Below are 14,825 nucleotides of genomic sequence, written 5' to 3' on the forward strand. Positions count from 1 at the left end.
GAACATCAGTGCTGGCAAAGCGACCGAACCTTGGACGCCTGCTCGCGGGCGTGGCGGTTGCCTGCTGCCTGGTCGTGGCCATGGGCGGTACGTCGGCGGCCCAGAAAGCCCCGCCGGACCCGCAGGCATATGTCAAGTACTACGTGGTCACCGCCGCGTACCAGGGTCAACCGGAGAACCTCACCGAGATCGCGCTCCGGTTCCTCGGCAGCGGCGAGCGGTCCGCAGAGATCTACAACCTGAACGCCGGGCGGGTGCAGCCGGACGGAGCAAGCCTGACCGACCCGGCCCGACTCAACCGTGGCTGGTACCTGGTGCTGCCGTGGGATGCGGTCGGCGACGGGGTGAAGCACGGCCAGATTCCGGCCGGACCGAAGCCGACCCCCAAGGCGTCGTCGCCCACCGCGAAGCCGCCCGTGCAACAGCCCGGCAGCCCCAGCCCCAACCCCAGCTCCAGCCCCAGCGTCAGTCCGAGCGCCAGCCCGGCACCGAAGGGCACGAAGGGTGCCACCGAATGCACCGCCCTGGTCGCGTCGAGCAGCCGATCGGAATGGGCCCAGCTGAGATTGGCGGCCGACGGAGCCTGGGACCTGAGCCGCGGCAACGGGGTCATGGTGGCGGTGCTCGACTCCGGGGTGGACGGTAGCCTCGAACAGCTCAGCGGCCGGGTGGCGGTCGGCGCGGACGTCACCGTCGGAAACGGTCGTGGCGACACCGACTGCCTCGGCACCGGCACCGCGATGGCGAGCATCATCGGCGCAAATCCGGGTGCCAAGAAGGGCCCGGCCGGTCTGGCGCCCGACGCCACGATCCTGCCCGTGCGGATGGTCGGTACCTCGGGCAAGGGCCGGGCCACGGACGCGGCGAACGCGATCGAGGTGGCGGTGAGCGCGGGCGCCTCGGTGGTGGCGCTCGGCGCCGACGTGGACCTCTCCGCCCCGGCGGTCACCGCCTCGCTCACCACCGCGCTCAACCACGACGTGGTCGTGGTGGCCGCCGCGCCGACCAAACCGGTCACCCTGCCCACGCCCAGCGAACCCGAGGCCACCGGCGCCCTGCTGCTGGTCGGTGGGGTCGGTGCCGACAACGGCCTGGTCGAGGACTATCAGCCGGAAACGGTCGAGGTGGTCGCGCCCGGTGCGGACGTGACCAGCATCGGTCCGGGGAAGACTGGCGCGTTGAGCTACACCGGCACCCGCTTCGCCGTGGCCTTCGCGGCCGGGCAGGCGGCACTGGTCCGGGCCGCCTACCCGGAATTGAGCGCCGTTCAGGTCGAGCAGCGGATCCAGGGCACCGCGGACGCGGTGGGCGGCGACACGCCGGACGCCAGATACGGCTCCGGCATGATCAACCCCGCCGCGTCGGTCGCCCAGCCGGTCGAGGGCGAGCAGCCGGTCGGCAACGGAGCGGGCACCGGTGGCGGTGGCGGTGGGCTGGGTGCCCTCGTCCTGCTCGGGTTCGCCCTGGTCGGTGGTGGTGCCTTCCTGGCACTCCAGATCCTGCGCCGCCGCCGAGCCTTCGGCTGACGGACCGAGGCAGCGCATGCGAAAGGGGTACGGGCAGCAGGCCCGTACCCCTTTCGGGTTGCTCGGTTACCGCTGTCGCCAGGTCTGCTCGGCGTTGCCCACGTAGATCCAGAGCTCGAGCGGCTTGTCCTTGGCGCCCAGGTCCACGTCGACGGACTTGCCGTTGAGCCCGCTGATGATGCCGCCCTTGTCGTTGAGCCGCCAGTCCTGGGCCTTGTTGCCACTACAGACGGCCACCTGGATCGCCGTGCCGTCCTCGGAGGCGGCCCAGGCGATGTCCATGCAGAGACCTCGGGAGCGGATGGTCCCGTCCTTGCGGAAGTCCCACCACTGGGACGCTTCCTCCGCGCAGGTCTTCAGCGTGAGCCGGGTCCCGTCACCGGTCTGGCCCGAGCTGACGCAGAGCCCGGTACGCGGATGGTAGATCTGCTTGGCACCAGTCGGCCGGACCGGCTTCGGAGCGGCCGGCTGCTCGGCCGGTGGCTTCGGCTTGGCCGTGGTCGGTGCCGGCTTCGGCTCGGTGGCGGGCGGGTTGGCCGGCTGCTCCGGCCCAGCGGCTGGCGGATCGGCCGTCTCGGTCTCCTCCGGCGTCGGCTCGGTGGAGGACGTCTCGGACGGAGTGACGGGCTCGGTCAGGACCGGCCGGGCGAGCCGGGTGTCGAGCGCGTAGAGGTCGGTGAGGGCCCGCACCGCGCGCAGGTGCGTCTCGGTGTCCGGGTCCACGGAGCCGCCGGCCTGCCGAACGGCCGTGGGGCCGTTGCGGTGGGCGGCGAGCGCCAGCAGGTACGGGTCGCCGTCGAGGCTGGACAGCTCCTCGACCAACTGGCACATGGCGGTGCCGAGGGCCGGGATCGCCGCCGTGGGGTCCCAGGCGGAGCCGCGCTCGGGGCCGTACGCCTGCCACACGTCGGAGCGGAACTGCGCGATACCGCGCTGCCCGGCCGGACCGAGCAGGTTGGCGTCGAGCCCGGAGAGCGCCATCAGTTGGGCGGCGACCATCGGCGGCGTCACCTGGTCGCAGAACGATCCGGCCGCGACGACGAGCGGCACGTACTCGGCGGGGATCCCCTTCGCGTCGTTCGGCGGCGGGGCGACCGGTGCGGGCGCTCCGCGCCCGCCGAACTGCTTCAGCTGGTCGTAGTACCCGGCGTAGCCGCTGACCTGGTCGACGTAGGAGACCGCGTCGGCGGGTACGCCCTTGGCCTTGGTGACCGCGGGCAGCCCGGCGTGGAAGGCAGCCACCGCCAGCCGCCACTGGTCACCGGAGAGGCCGGCCAACCGGAGTTGACCGGTGAAGTCGCACATCTGGTGGGCGAGCGCCAGGATGTTCGCCGAGATGTCCGAGCGGCGGGCGTCCGGCCACGGTTTCCACGTCTTCCAGTCGTCGGCGTCGAGGCCGGCAATGCCCCGACCGCCGGAGGCGGTCTGCCGCGCCCGGTTGTCCAGGCCCGATTCGGCCATCAGCTGCCCGGCGATCCGCGCCGGAGTGAGCACCGGACAGGATCGGGCGGCGGCGACGATTGCCGTCATCTGCTTCTCGGTGACTGTCTCACCGATCACCGTGTCGTCGCGGGCCGAGGCGACACCCCAGTTGATGGTGGCGACGACGGCGGAGAGCACCGCCAGTCCGGCCAGCACGGCCGCCACGATTCGGCGCGGCGTCCGGCCGAGTCTGGACCTGATGGATGCAAGGTCGGTGGTCACGGGCCATCCCTTTCGGCGTAGCGACACCTGTCGTGACGGATGCCCACCACCCGGCGTTCACCTCGGCCGCGAACTTTTTTGTCGGATTGTTCGGTCGGGAAGTGAACCGGCCGGGGCGCGGAGCCGTCAACCGGGCAGCGCGCGACCTTACCGGCAGGTCGCGGTCCGCACGCTGAGCAGCGCCGTCGACAGTGGAGGCAAGCATGACCGATGGGTACGGTCCAGGCGGGACGCATCAGCCCAACGTGGCCTACGGCATACCGGGTACCTACCCGGCATGCTCCGCTGGCGGTACGGCTATGCTCGCCGTCAGGGCCGCGAGGACGCCGATGCGTGATGTCCACCCGGCCGGCAGGATGCGATCCGTCCGTCAGGGAGGCGGTCTGTGTCGGCGGTGCCCAACGAATCGGTTGGACCGTGTCTATCGGACAGTGCCGCTGTCGACTCGCCTGCCGCTGTCGACTCGCCTGCCGCTGTCGACTCGCCTGCCGCTGTCGACTCGCCTGCCGCTGTCGGCCCGTCCGCCACTGTCGACCGGTCCGCCACTGTCGACCGGTCCGCCGTCGACCCGTCCGCCGCCGAGGCCATGCTCCGGCAGGTCGTCGAGGAGTACCGCCGGCCCCTGCACCGCTTCCTCACCCGCCTGCTGCTCGGGCAGCAGGATCTTGCCGAGGATCTGGTGCAGGAGACGTTTCTGCGCGCCTGGCGGCACGCGGAGACCCTCGCCGCCGATCCGTCGAAGATCGCGCCATGGCTCTACACGGTCGCCCGGCACGTGGCGATCGACGCGATGCGGGCCCGACAGGCCCGGCCACCCGAGGTCAGCCTGCCGGACCTGAACCGGGTGCCCACCTCGGACGACGAGATGGACCGGGTGGTGAACGTGCACGCGGTACGGCTCGCACTGGGCAAGATCAGCCCGGAACACCGTGCCGTGTTGCTGGAGATGTACTACCGAGGCGCATCCGTGGCCGAGGCGGCGGTGCGGCTGGGAATACCCGAGGGTACGGTGAAGTCCAGAGCCTTCTACGCGGTGCGCGCCCTGCACGCCGCGATCGGCTCTACCGAGTCGTCCTGATCCCAAGGTCGCCCGGGACAGCAGACAGACACACCGCGTGGTGCCGACCCGTTGAGGAGAGGGCTGGATGCGCGCAGGCGGGGAGCACGCCACGGCCGAGCGGGAGAGGTTGGCCCTCTACCTGCTCGGTGCCTTGGACGACGCGGAGCGCGTGGCGTTCGAGGAACATCTCGCTGGCTGCTGGCAGTGCCTCGACGAGGCGGCCACGGTCGGCCCCTCGATCAGCGGGCTGGCCGGGCTCGGCGAGGCGGACTGGTCGCCGCCCCCCGCCGCCGCAGAACCGCCCGTACCGGCCGTGCCGGAAGCGCCCGCACCCGTCATCGCAATGCCGGCCGTACCCGTCGCCGAAAGCGACGCGAGCTCCGGGCCGGTGGGCGGTGCTGGGTCGGAGGATGCTGCCGAGTCGGCCGACGGCGGCGAGCCCGACACCGGCGGGGTGACCCGGGAACGCGGCGACGCCGAGGGGCTTGCGGGTCCGCTCCGGCCCACCGGTGCCCGACCCGGTGGACGGCGGCCCGCCGGAGCCCGTCCGGCGGCCACGGCCAGTCGCCCGTCGGCGGCCGGATCGCGTCGTCGGCGGCGGTTCGTCTGGGCCGGCGCGGCAGCGGTCCTTGCCCTCGCCCTGGCCGGGGGAGTGGTAGCGGTGAACGAGTGGAATGCGGGCTCGGAGCCGGTGCTGACCGCCTCGGGCGAGGCGCCCGGCTACGGCGCGAGCCTTTCCGTCGCCATCGTCGCCAGCAACGAGGGCAGTGCCACGATCCGGATCACCGTCACCGGCCTGCGGCCGGGACTGAGGTACCGGCTCTTCGCGGTGACCCGCGACGGTGCCACCCATGTGGTCCGGGACTGGACCGCCTCCGCCGGGCCGCAGGAGGTGGCCGGCGAGACCTCGCTTCCCGTCGACCAACTGTCGTTCATCACGGTCGGGCTGGTCGACGGCTCCGCGATCGTGACGGCTCCGCTGTCCCAGGACCCGGCCGCGCCGCGCTGATCGCGCCGGTTGGTAAGTGTTCTCGCGGCGGTGACTGCCGGCGGTTGACGGCGGCAGCCGGCCTCATCGGGCGCGTACCTGTCGGCGGCGGGGGCTGCCGAGCGTCGGGAGGCTGACCGGCCGGCCCGCCCGACCCACGCCGCGCACGCTTGTGAGGTGTGCGGCGGTGGCGACCCGCTGACCGGCCAGGGCCGCGCCGCGCAGCCGGGAGTGTTCAACCCTGGTCCAGTTCCGTTCCTGCCGTTCCTTCTCGTACGCCTGATGCCCCGCCGGGGTGGCGCGGTGGTCGAGGTACTCCTTCGCGGCGAGCGCGCCCGCCCGGTTGGCGCGGCTGAAGGCATTGTCCACTTCGATTCCGGGCGGCTCCGTCGTGCGGACCGGCCGTTGGTCGACCCAGCTGGTCTGCGCCGTGGGCACGCGACGGACGCTGGCCAGGGCCGCGGCCAGCGACACGCCCGGCGGCGGGCCGGTCACGCCCGGCGGCGGGCCGGTCACGGGCGGCGGCAGCGGCCGGTGTCGCCGGTCCTGGCGCGGGTTCCGGCTGGACGCGTCGGTGTTCGGGCGGGAGAGCGGCGGCGGCATCGGTTCCTCCGGAGGTCGGGGTCGCGCCCTGCTTCTACGGATGCGGGGCCGTCGGGTTCGCCGTGCCCGCCAGTTCTTTTCCGCAGGCCGTGGAAAAACCCGGAACTTGTGCTGAACCGAGCGGGTGGCTGCGCCGTAGAGCGGCCGTCACCGGTTCCGGTCGCCGCTGGCCGGTGCCCGGTGACGGTGACGGCGAGCAGAGATGGGAGGCGAGGCGAGTGGGCAACGGGTCGGTGGCGGTGCGGCGACCGGGGATGTCAACCCTGGGACCAGCGCCCGACGAGACCTCCGTGCGGGAGTACGACGATCGCCCGACCTGGCGGCGCGACGAGCTCTCCGACGACGGCATCGGTTGGATCGGCGCCCACGGCGGTGCCGGCGCGAGCACCCTCACCCGGCTGTTGGGCGGGACCGACCTCGGCTGCCGATGGCCGGACCCGGCGCGGTCCGAACCCGCCCGGGTCATGGTGGTGGGGCGGACGAACCTGGACGGGCTGGGGGCGGTCTCCCGGGCGTTGCACGCCTTGCGGGAGGGGCGGCATCCGGCGGGGATGCGGCTGGTGGGCGTGGTGCTGATCGCCGATGCCCCGGGCCGGCTGCCGGCGCCGCTGCTCGGTCGGATCCGGCTGATCCGGTCGATCGCGCCGGTGTACCGGTTGCCGTGGATCCCGTCGTACCGGGTGGGTGTGGAGCCGAAGCGGCCACCTCGGCAACTGTCCCGGCTGGCCGACCTGGTGTCCGCCGGTGCCGAGCCGGTCCGGAGGTGGCCGTGAACAGGTTGCTCCGGCTCGTCGCCGGTTGCGTACTGGGGATGCTCGGGCTGGTGGCGCTGCCGGCGTCCACCGCGATGGCCGCGGAGACCTACAGCGTGACGACCGACGTGGGTAGCGCCGCGTTCTACTACAAGCTCTGTCTCAAGACCACCACCACGATGAAGAACCCGCCGTCCACCGGCAAGGACCGGGTCTGCTCAGGGCAGCAGAGCTCGGTCATCGGCTCCTACACCCTCACCGCCGACTACACCCCTGGCGACACGGTGTGGATGGACGTGGAAATGATGGTCGACCTCAGTGGCCACTCCCGGACCAAGGACGACATCGAGATCACCGGTGCCAGGAACTGCAAGCTCTCGGGTGCCCTGTACGCCGGAAAGTTCAAGTGCGACAACGCGATCAACAAGAAGCAGTTCGAGCCGCCGGACATCAAGGCGTACACGATCAAAGTCGAGGATCAGAACCAGCCGATCGTGAAACTGCTGAACCTGATGGCGTGGTGCGTGAGCGCGGCTGCCGTGTTGGGGCTGCTGATCACCGGCGCGACGCTGGCGTCGCAGTTGCGTCGCGGTGCGCTCGAGGAGCGGACCGAGTACATGAAGCACCTCGCCTTCGTCGTCGCGGCGTGCCTGATCGCGACCATGGCCGGTCCGTTCGTCCGGTGGCTGGCCCTCACCGGATGACCACCCGGCCGAGCGGTGCCGACCCAACCGAAACAACCACCCGCTGATTCTCGAAGGAGTCGAAGTGTCCCTCTCCGACATCTACTACAGCACCCTGGCACGTGTCTCGACCCTGCTCGCGGCACCCGACCCGGCCGGGGGCGGCGTCCCGCAGCCCTCGATCAACGGAACGCTGCCGACCGGCCTCAGCAGCAAGGTGCAGCAGGTGCTCGGCCTGGTCGCCTGGGCGGGCACGGCAGCCGGTGTGGTCGGCGTTCTGATCACCGGTGCGGTCATGGCCATCTCACACAAGCGCGGTGAGAGCTCGGAGCACATGAGCCGGCTGGGCATGGTGCTGGGCGGCTGCATCCTGATCGCCATGGCCGGGCCCATCGTCAGCTGGCTGTTCAGCGCCGGGACCGCATCGACCAACTGACCACCCGTGCGCTGCGCGCGGTGGTCGTCCGCCGAACAGGAAGGTGCCATGAGACTGAGCTACGCAGCCGACGACGAGATGGACGAGGAGCAGCCGTTCTGGCGGCACCGTCGATGGCAGCTGTCGGCCAGCTTTCTCGCCCTCGCCCTCTGCGTCGGCCTGGCCGCGGTGCTCGGTGGCGGCCGGGACGCCACGCCCAGTGCCGCGGCGCCCGCCGGGCCGGTGATCGGCACCCTCGGCCCGGACGGCTCCCGGCCGCAGGGCTGCCGCACCGACGACTCGGCGCAGCAGATCCCGAGTGCGGCGCCGCGGGACATCACCTGGCGACCGCTGAACGGGGCCCAGACGCCGCTGTCCGCCTCGGCCGGACCGCTGAAGACCACCGGCCCGCTGCTGTGGTGCTTCGCGCACACCCCGATGGGTGCGGTGATGGCGACGCACACCATCTCCCGGCAGATGAGCGGTCCCGACTGGCCCACGGTCAGCCAGCAGCAGCTCGTGCCCGGTCTGGGGCGTGACTACTTCGACGCGATGCGGGCGTCGATCCCGGACACCGGGCCGGTGCAGACCCCCAACACCCTGGCCGGCTTCCTGGTGGTGAAGTACTCGCCCGGCACCGCCACCGTGCGGGTCCTCGTCCGGCAGGCGACCGTGCGGTACGTGTCGCTCGACTACACCGTCGACTGGAACGGTGTCGACTGGCAGCTGCGGCCGTTGAGCTCCGGCGGCCTGCACACCCGTGCCCTCCCCGTCGTCTCGCTCGTCGGCTTCGTGCTGTGGGACGAGGTGTGAGGTGGGCACCTGCGCTACTGGTGACGCCGTCTACATCGGCGAGATCGGCCAGGTTGTCGGCTTCTTCGAGCGGGGCATCGACGGCATTCTCAGCGACATCGCCAGCGCCATCATGGGCGCGGCGGTCGAACTCTTCGCAAACCTCGGCGACGTTCCCGCGCTCGGTAACGAGGAGCTGAACGGCAAAATCCATCTACAGACCGACTGGCTGGTCGTCACGATCGCGGTGGCGTCGCTGCTGGCGGCGGCGTTCCGGATGGCGCTGGAACGCAAGGGTCAGTCCCTCGTCGTGGCGCTGATGGGCCTGGTTCGCATGGTCCTCACCGTCACGGCCGCGTGGGCCGTGGTCAGTTGGCTCGCCGCCGAGGCGGACAACTACGCCGACCATCTCTACGAAGAGGGGATCAAGGCACAGCTCAAGCTGATCGCCAACTGCGGCACGGATGGCCTCACCGCCTTCCTGTTGATCATCATCGGCCTGTTGCTGCTGATCGCCGGTTGCATCCACGTCATCCTGATGTACATCCGGCTCGGCGTGATGGTGCTGCTCACCGGCACGCTTCCGCTGGCTGCGGCGGCCTCGATGTCCGAGTGGGGCGGGGGCTGGTGGCGCAAGCACATCGCCTGGATGGTCGCCTGGCTGGCGTTCAAACCGGTGGTTGGGCTGATCATGTATTCGGGCGCGGCGATGATCGGGGCCGTCGATGAGGGCGCCGCCGGTGACGAGGCCAAACACTACAAGCTCGCCGGGGCCGCCGTACTGCTGATGGCCGCCGTCGCCCTGCCCGCGTTGATGCGGCTGGTCGTGCCGGCCATGTCGGCGCTCGGTTCCCGCGACGGCGTCGGCGCTGGCGTCGGCGCCGGTGCGGGCGCCATCGCCTCCGGTGCCAAGAAGATCGCCGGCGGTGGTGGTGGGCACGGGCCATCCGTGGCGGCGGGCAGGTCCCGGGCGCCGAGCGGCGGCGGTAGCTCGGCCGGTGGCGGCAAGCCGAGCGGCGGGTCCGGTGGCGGCTCGGCCAGTGGTTCCGGTGGCGGGTCCGGCGGCGGATCTGGCGGTGGTTCCGGCGGCGGTTCGCGAGCCGGGCGGGTAGCCCGGGGCGCGGCCGGCGTCGCCGCCGCCACGGTGGGCGCTGCCGCGTCGACCGCGCAGGCCGTGGCCAGTACCCACAAGCACGCCAGCAACATCGCCAGCGGAGCGCTGCCCGACCGGGACTAGCCGGTGCCGGAACGGAAAAGGAGAACGATCATCGTGAGTACGACTGCCGAACCCATGAAGACACCGACCTACGGCAACTGGCGTCGGCCGCGTAAGGCCGGGCTGGGCTCGCTGGGCCTGATCGGAACCGTCGGCCTGTTCGGCGGGCTGGTGCTGGTCCTGATCTCCTCAATGGTGTCCCTGGACGCGGCCCTGGTGGTGGGGCTTCCGTTCGCGCTGATGCTGGCGCCGCTGGCGATCCGGACCCAGGACGGCCGCAACGTCTACAACATGGCCGCCGTCCGGGTCGGCTGGCTGCGCCGCAAATCCAAGCGGCAGCACCTGTACGTCTCCGGTCCGTTGTCGACCCGACCCGGCGGCCGGTTCCGGCCACCCGGTCTGCTCAGTCGGGTGACCATGCTGGAGGGACGCGACCCGTACGACCGCCCCTTCGGGGTGCTGCACCACCGCAACCGCAACCAGTACACCATCGTGCTCAGCTGCGAGCCGGACGGTGGCTCGCTCGTCGACCCCGACCAGGTCGACACCTGGGTGGCGCTGTGGGGGGAGTGGCTCTCCCGGCTGGCCCACGAGCCGGGGCTGCGCGGCGCCTCCGTGGTCGTCGAGACCGCACCGGATCCCGGCACCCGACTCGCCACCGAGGTGCTCGGACGCATCTCGCCGGACGCCCCGCCCGCCGCCCGCGCGGTGATGGAGGAGGTGGTGCAGAACTACCCGGACGCGTCGTCGGAGATGAACACCTACCTCACCCTCACCTACGCGGCGCCGGGCGGTGCCCGGCGCGACAAGGAGGCGGTGCTGATCGACCTCGCCCTGCGGCTCCAGGGCGTGCTCAGCGGCGTGGTCGCCGCCGGTGGCGGATGGGCGGAACCGCTGTCGGCGGAGCGCATCGCCGAGGTCGTCCGGGTCGCGTACGACCCGGCCGTCGCCGCGGAGGTGCTCGACGTACGCGCCCAGCACGGCGGCACCGGGCTGGAGTGGGCCGACGCCGGGCCGGCCGCCGCCGTCGAGACGGTCGGTCACTACCAGCACGATTCCGGGGTCTCCCGCAGTTGGCTGCTCACCCTGGCCCCGCGCGGCACGGTGCGGTCAAACGTCCTGCGTAGCCTGCTCGACCCGGCGCTGGGCATCCGCCGTAAGCGGGTGGCGCTGATCTACCGGCCGATCGATCCGGCCACCTCCGCCAAGATCGTCGAGTCGGACCGTCGCTCCGCGCAGTTCATGGCCAACTCGACCCGCGGCCTGGTCCGGGCCCGGGCGATCTCCGAGATCGAGGCCGCCGAGCAGACGGCGGCCGAGGAGGCGTCCGGCGCGGGACTTGTCGAGTTCTCGATGGTGGTGACGCTCACCGTCGACTCGGCCGCCGAGATCCGTGATGCCGACGTGACGATGCGCAACCTGCTGGGTGCCACCCGGATCGCGATGCGTCCGGCCGACCGGATGCAGGCCGCGGCCTTCACCTGCGCTCTTCCGGTCGGGATCCTGCCGTGGGAGCAGACCATGATCCCGCACGAGCTACAGGAGGCGCTGTGACGCCAGGTGTGTCGGATCTTGCCGCAGGCTGGCCGCGTGGGGCGGCCGGGCCCACCACCGCCCTGGACGACCTGGTCGTGCCGGCGGTCGAGGAGCAGGCCCGGGAACTCGACGAGACGGGCAGCCGGACCCCGAGGGCGCTGCGGCGGGAGCGTCGGCGGCGGGCGCAGGAGGAGGCCGCCGAGCGGCGGTACCTGGCGCGGCTGGCCCGGGCGAACCGGGAGGACAGCGTGCCGCACCGCGGCTCGTACGCCCTGGGTGGCGGCCGGGTGGCGGCGCTGGATCCGCCGACCATGTGGCGGGCCACCACGGTGCAGGCGTGCGGTCTGTGGCCCTTCGCCTCCGGCTCCGGGGCGCCGATGACCGGGGTCCCGCTCGGCCAGCACATCAGCACCGGAGCCACGGTCTGCGGGGACCCGCTCAACTGGTTCACCCGGGCCCGGTACATCTCCAACCCGTCGCTGTTCATGCTCGGCATGCCGGGCCTGGGCAAGTCGACGCTTATCAACCGGATGCTGATCGGGCTCGCCGCGCAGGGCGTCGTCCCGCTGGTGCTCGGTGACCTCAAGCCCGACTACGCCGACACCGTCCGCGCCCTCGGTGGGCAGGTGATCACCATCGCCCGTGGTCTCGGCGGGCTGAACATCCTCGACCCCGGTGCGATGGGCGCGGCGGCTGCCAGGATCGGCGGGCAGGCGGGCCAGGCGCTGGACGCCGAGACCCACGGCCGGGTGCTCAACATGGTGGCGGCGCTGCTCACCATCGTCCGGGGTGTACCGATCAGCGACCACGAGCAGTCGGTGCTCTCGGCCTGCCTGCGACACCTGCGGGAACGTACCCCGCAGGGGCAGACGTTCCGCCTGCCGCAGCTGCTCAGCGTGCTCCAGGAAGGGCCGCCGCGGGTCCGGCAGGTCACCCTCGACCGGGGGCAGGAATCCCGCTACCGCGACGCCGTCGACCCGCTGCACCGCTCGCTGCTCGGCATCCTCGACGGCCCGCTCGGCGACACCTTCGCCGCCGAGACCTCGACCAGGATCGACCCGGACGCCACCGCCGTCTGCATCGACATCTCCCGCATCGGCGAGGCCGACGGGCAGTTGACCGCCGCCGCAATGCTCGCGGCCTGGTCGGACGGACTGGGTACGGTGGCCGCCTCGCACGCCCTGGCCGACGCGGGGCTGGCACCCCGGCGCTGGTTCTTCACCGTCCTCGACGAGCTGTGGCGACCGCTGCGCGCGGCCTCCGGCATCGTCGACCGGATCGACGCGCTCACCCGGCTGAACCGCTCCCTCGGGCTTGCCGACGCGAAGATCACCCACACCCTGAAGGACGCCGAGGCGCTCGGTTCCGAGGCGGACAAGGCCAAGGCCCGGGGGTTCGTCGAGCGCGCCGGCATGGTGGCCTGCGCCGGGCTGCCCCGGGCGGAGATGGAGGAGCTGGGTCGGGTGGTGGGGCTGTCCCGGCGGGAGATCGAGCTGGTGTCGTCCTGGTCCTCGCCCCCGGGCTGGGCCCAGGACGGCGGCAACGAGGAGCCGCCCGGCCGGGGCCGTTTCCTGATCAAGGTGGGTGGCCGTCCCGGCATCCCGATCCGGGTCGCGATCACCGAGGCCGAGCGCCACCTGCACGACACAAACACCCGCTGGATCGCCAACGGGGACGCGGAACGGATGCTTGCCGAACGCGCGGCGGTGATGGCCGCCGTGACCGCCGGCGACCTGCCCGATCTGGGCGGCGCGTACGTCCGGCTGCCGGAGCGGGGGAGCCGATGAGCCGCCCCGGCGGGGCGGGAAACGAGTTCCTGCCCTGGCTGATCCCCGGTTTCGCGTTGCTCAACGTCGTGATCTTCGGTCTGCTCTGGCTTGGTGGCACCCTCGGTGCCGGTCTGACCGGGCACGGCTGGGCGCCGCCACCGTTCACCCTTGAGGTCTACCTCAGCCTGGTCGGCGGTGCCAGCGAGCAGGTCTGGCCGGGTGTCCCGTCGTACGTGGTCTACGGCGGGCCGGTCGCGCTGCTGCCGCTCGGTGCCGTACCGGTGGTCGTGCTGGGTCGTACGGTGCTGCGTCGGCTCCGGGAGCCGAAGAGCCTCGCCCGGGCGAGTGAACTCAGCGGCATGACGGGCAAGGCGCTCGCGGCCCGCGCCCGCGACCTGCGGCCCAGCCTCAGCCGCACCGACCGACTGCACCCCGACGACACCGGCAATCTGCTCGGCGACCTGATGCCGGCCGGACCCGAACTGCGTTCCTCCTACGAGGACGTCGAGCTGGATCTGATGGCGCCGCGCGCCGGCAAGTCCACCGGCATCGCCATCCCGCGGGTGCTGCGTGCTCCCGGGGCGGTCCTGCTTACCTCGAACAAGTCCGACGTGTTCACCGTCACCCGGCAGGAGCGCGCCCGGGTCGGCCGGGTATGGACCTTCGACCCGCAGGGCATCGCGTACACCGAGCGCGAGATGTGGTGGGACATGCTGGGCGCCTGCGACACCATCGAAGGCGCACGCCGGTTGGCCGGGCACTTCGTCAGCTCGGTGAACGACGACGCGGCCAAGAAGGACTTCTGGATCGCGGCGGCGCAGAACACCCTGACCGCGCTCTTCCTCGCCGCCTGCCGGGGTGGCGCGACGGTGAACGAGATGCTGGCCTGGCTCGCCGACCCGGCCGACCGGACCCCGGTCGACCTGCTCCGGGACTGCGGCATGCCCGCCATGGCCGACCAACTCCAGGGCACGGTACGCGGTGCCGTCGAGACCCGCGACGGCATCTACGAGACCGCCCGGCAGTGCGTCGCCTGCCTGCTCGACCCGGAGATCCTGGCCTGGGTCAGCCCCGACCCGTCCCGCCCGCAGTTCATCCCGGAGCAGCACGTGCTCAGCCGGGACACCCTCTACCTGCTCTCCAAGGACGGCGGTGGCTCCGCTGCCGGGGTGATCGCCGGCCTGGCCGACGCCATCATCCGGGCCGGCGTGGTGGCCGCCGAGCGGATGGGCGGCCGGCTGGATCCGCCCATGACCGCGATCCTGGACGAGGCGGCAAACGTGTGCCGCATCTCCGACCTGCCCGACCTCTACAGCCACCTGGGCTCGCGCGGGATCAGTGTGGTGACCCTGCTACAGAGCTACCGGCAGGGGGTCCGGGTCTGGGGCGAGGCGGGCATGGACGCGCTGTGGAGCGCCGCCACCATCAAGCTGCTCGGTGCCGGTCTGGACGACGCCGACTTCGTGGACAAGATCGCCCGCCTGGTCGGCCAGCACGACGTACGGACCCCCACCTACTCCCGTTCCCGGGACGGCTCGTCGCGCTCGGTGTCGTACCGGCAGGAGCACGTGCTGCCGGCGGACAAGATCCGGGCGCTGCCGAAGGGCACCGCCCTGTTGCTGGCCACCGGCATCCGGCCGGCCCTGATCCGGCTGCGGCCCTGGTACAAGGAGCCGAACGCCGGGCCGATCTCGGCGGCGGCAAAGGCCGAGGTGCAGGCCATCACCGAACGGGCGGCGGCGAGCTGGCAGCGCCGGGATCTGCGCCGGGTGGGTTGACCG

The 14,825-nt window shown here is 72.0% G+C and carries 13 protein-coding genes; 11 read left to right on the forward strand and 2 right to left on the reverse strand.

The window, feature by feature from the left end:
• The first annotated feature begins 8 nt into the window (after positions 1–8).
• Positions 9–1,526: a S8 family serine peptidase gene (locus tag QQG74_RS14185; protein ID WP_341720747.1), complete on the forward strand. Its 1,518-nt coding sequence runs from the start codon at positions 9–11 to the stop codon at positions 1,524–1,526.
• 66 nt (positions 1,527–1,592) lie between these two features.
• On the opposite strand, the gene QQG74_RS14190 is transcribed toward QQG74_RS14185, so the two are convergent.
• The gene (locus QQG74_RS14190) at positions 1,593–3,230 is read right to left on the reverse strand and encodes a ricin-type beta-trefoil lectin domain protein (protein ID WP_341720748.1); all 1,638 of its coding nucleotides are present in this window, start codon (positions 3,228–3,230) and stop codon (positions 1,593–1,595) included.
• A 385-nt stretch (positions 3,231–3,615) separates the two neighbouring features.
• Here QQG74_RS14190 and QQG74_RS14195 point away from each other — a divergent pair, with 385 nt between their 5' ends.
• Both QQG74_RS14195 and QQG74_RS14200 read left to right on the forward strand, forming a co-directional pair.
• Complete coding sequence (locus tag QQG74_RS14195) at positions 3,616–4,308, forward strand: sigma-70 family RNA polymerase sigma factor (protein ID WP_341720749.1); 693 nt, start codon at positions 3,616–3,618, stop codon at positions 4,306–4,308.
• Positions 4,309–4,375: 67 nt separating this feature from the next.
• The gene (locus tag QQG74_RS14200) at positions 4,376–5,299 is read left to right on the forward strand and encodes a zf-HC2 domain-containing protein (RefSeq protein WP_341720750.1); all 924 of its coding nucleotides are present in this window, start codon (positions 4,376–4,378) and stop codon (positions 5,297–5,299) included.
• Positions 5,300–5,362: 63 nt separating this feature from the next.
• Here QQG74_RS14200 and QQG74_RS14205 read toward each other — a convergent pair whose 3' ends face one another.
• Positions 5,363–5,881 carry a hypothetical protein gene (locus tag QQG74_RS14205; protein WP_341720751.1) on the reverse strand — a complete coding sequence of 173 codons (519 nt, stop codon included), beginning with the start codon at positions 5,879–5,881 and terminating at the stop codon, positions 5,363–5,365.
• A 290-nt stretch (positions 5,882–6,171) separates the two neighbouring features.
• Here QQG74_RS14205 and QQG74_RS14210 point away from each other — a divergent pair, with 290 nt between their 5' ends.
• From QQG74_RS14210 to QQG74_RS14245, 8 genes are all read left to right on the forward strand, one after another.
• Positions 6,172–6,654: a hypothetical protein gene (locus QQG74_RS14210; protein ID WP_341720752.1), complete on the forward strand. Its 483-nt coding sequence runs from the start codon at positions 6,172–6,174 to the stop codon at positions 6,652–6,654.
• Positions 6,651–7,337 (forward strand): hypothetical protein, encoded by a 687-nt coding sequence (locus tag QQG74_RS14215; RefSeq protein WP_341720753.1) that lies wholly within the window; start codon positions 6,651–6,653, stop codon positions 7,335–7,337. Before QQG74_RS14210 ends, QQG74_RS14215 begins: the two co-directional genes overlap by 4 nt.
• Before the next feature lie 64 nt (positions 7,338–7,401).
• Positions 7,402–7,752, forward strand: coding sequence for a hypothetical protein (locus tag QQG74_RS14220; protein ID WP_341720754.1), 351 nt, complete (start codon positions 7,402–7,404; stop codon positions 7,750–7,752).
• A 48-nt stretch (positions 7,753–7,800) separates the two neighbouring features.
• Positions 7,801–8,544 (forward strand): hypothetical protein, encoded by a 744-nt coding sequence (locus QQG74_RS14225; protein ID WP_341720755.1) that lies wholly within the window; start codon positions 7,801–7,803, stop codon positions 8,542–8,544.
• Between the two features lies 1 nt (position 8,545).
• Positions 8,546–9,760, forward strand: coding sequence for a hypothetical protein (locus tag QQG74_RS14230; protein ID WP_341720756.1), 1,215 nt, complete (start codon positions 8,546–8,548; stop codon positions 9,758–9,760).
• Between the two features lie 33 nt (positions 9,761–9,793).
• Positions 9,794–11,293 carry an SCO6880 family protein gene (locus tag QQG74_RS14235; protein ID WP_341720757.1) on the forward strand — a complete coding sequence of 500 codons (1,500 nt, stop codon included), beginning with the start codon at positions 9,794–9,796 and terminating at the stop codon, positions 11,291–11,293.
• Positions 11,290–13,062 (forward strand): ATP/GTP-binding protein, encoded by a 1,773-nt coding sequence (locus tag QQG74_RS14240; protein WP_341720758.1) that lies wholly within the window; start codon positions 11,290–11,292, stop codon positions 13,060–13,062. Before QQG74_RS14235 ends, QQG74_RS14240 begins: the two co-directional genes overlap by 4 nt.
• On the forward strand, positions 13,059–14,822 hold the full coding sequence (locus QQG74_RS14245; protein WP_341720759.1) for a TraM recognition domain-containing protein: 1,764 nt from the start codon (positions 13,059–13,061) through the stop codon (positions 14,820–14,822). The genes QQG74_RS14240 and QQG74_RS14245 overlap by 4 nt, the downstream gene beginning before the upstream one ends.
• The last annotated feature ends 3 nt before the right edge of the window (positions 14,823–14,825 follow it).

Source organism: Micromonospora sp. FIMYZ51 (assembly GCF_038246755.1).
Classification (GTDB): Bacteria; Actinomycetota; Actinomycetes; order Mycobacteriales; family Micromonosporaceae; genus Micromonospora.